Source organism: Bradyrhizobium sp. Ses1, from assembly GCF_059512365.1.
Window position 1 is genome coordinate 1 of sequence record NZ_JCAMOQ010000165.1, and the last position, 1,425, is coordinate 1,425.

General features: G+C 64.9%; 2 protein-coding genes. Both read right to left on the reverse strand.

Annotation, left to right across the window (positions count from 1 at the left end; translation table 11 throughout):
- Positions 1-31: 31 nt before the first annotated feature.
- Positions 32-961, reverse strand: a complete 930-nt coding sequence (locus tag AC5ZG5_RS46125) for an IS3 family transposase (RefSeq protein ID WP_456647252.1) — start codon at positions 959-961, stop codon at positions 32-34.
- Positions 958-1,365 carry a helix-turn-helix domain-containing protein gene (locus AC5ZG5_RS46130; RefSeq protein ID WP_130231946.1) on the reverse strand — a complete coding sequence of 136 codons (408 nt, stop codon included), beginning with the start codon at positions 1,363-1,365 and terminating at the stop codon, positions 958-960. The genes AC5ZG5_RS46125 and AC5ZG5_RS46130 overlap by 4 nt, the downstream gene beginning before the upstream one ends.
- Positions 1,366-1,425: the final 60 nt, after the last annotated feature.

Sequence of the window (1,425 nt, forward strand, 5' to 3'; positions counted from 1 at the left end):
TGAAGTGCACCCTTATCGTGAGACACGATAATCAGGGACAGGTGCCCGCCGCTTGAGGCGGCAGGGCGGGTTGATGGGTTACGGCTAGGTTGCGGGGCTGCTGCGCAGCAGCCCCGCAACCTGGTAAATTTGCTTCGAACTCGGCTGGCGGCTGGTAAGCCAGGGCCGAGTGCAGCCGTTGGCGATTGTACACCTCCTCGATGAAGGCGCCGATCGCATTTCTGGCATGCGGCGCATCGCGGTAGGTCTGGCCGTTGACCTCCTCTTGCTTGAGGGTCTTCATGAAGCTCTCCGCCTTGGCATTGTCGTAGGGATTGCCGACCCGGCTCATGCTGGGAGCAATGTCGTGCTGCCGGAGGAGCTCGGTGTAGTCGCCGCAGGCGTATTGGATGCCGCGATCGGAGTGGTGGATCAGGCTGCCAGGCGTGGGTTGGCGCGCCGCCAGCGCCATCGAGAGCGCGGTGACCGCCAGACGCGCCTCCAGGTGCGTCTCCAGGGCCCAGCCGACCACCCGCCGGCTGAAGGCGTCGAGCACGATGGCGAGATAGGCGAACTCCTCCTGCAGACGGATGTAGGTGATGTCCGCCACCCAGAGCTGGTCGAGGCCATCAGGCACCATGGCGCGGGCCAGGTTCGATACCACGTGCCACGGGTGGCGCGAGTCCGTCGTGACAGGCACGAACGGCCGCTGCCGCAAGCACAGCAGATTATCCTGCTGCATCAGGCGCAGCACGCGTTTGCGGTTCACCGCAAAGCCCTCGCGGCGCAACTGCGCGGCGATCCGGCGATAGCCGTAATGCCTGTAGGCAAGCGCCAGCCGCTGGATCGCGTCCCGCACGGCGGTTTCTTCGGCACGTGGGGCGGAAGCCGCCCAATGCCGATAATAGCCGGCCCGGCTGACGCCAGCCAATCGGCACATCCGTTCGATCGTCAGCTCGCCTTGCCGCGGGGAGGTCGTCATCGCTTGGATGACCGCGTAGACCCCGTCACGCCAGGCCCGCTGCTCGGCCGGCGTGCTTCCTTGACCCGCCGCAAGGCTTGCCGAAAAAAATCCAGTTCAATCTGCTGCTGGCCGATCTTGCGCTCAAGTTCGGCAATGCGCTCGGGCGCGCCACGGTCGGCCGCCGCAACATCACGCGCCCGCGCCCTCACGCTCGGTGCAACCGCATCGCTCTTGCGCGGACGCCCCAACGGCCGCAGCGCCTCCGCCCCGCCGGCGCGAAATAGATCGCGCCATGCATAGAGATCCTTGCGCAGCACCTTCAGCTCTTCTGAAAGCGCCTTGATTCGCTCGCCCGCCAGAATGCGGCGGACCGCTTCGAGCTTGAACTCTCGGCTGAAAACACGGGGAGATTTGTTGGGCATACGTTCTCCGTTAGAGAACTGTCCCTAATTTCCCGTGTCTCACTTTTGGGGGGCACTCCA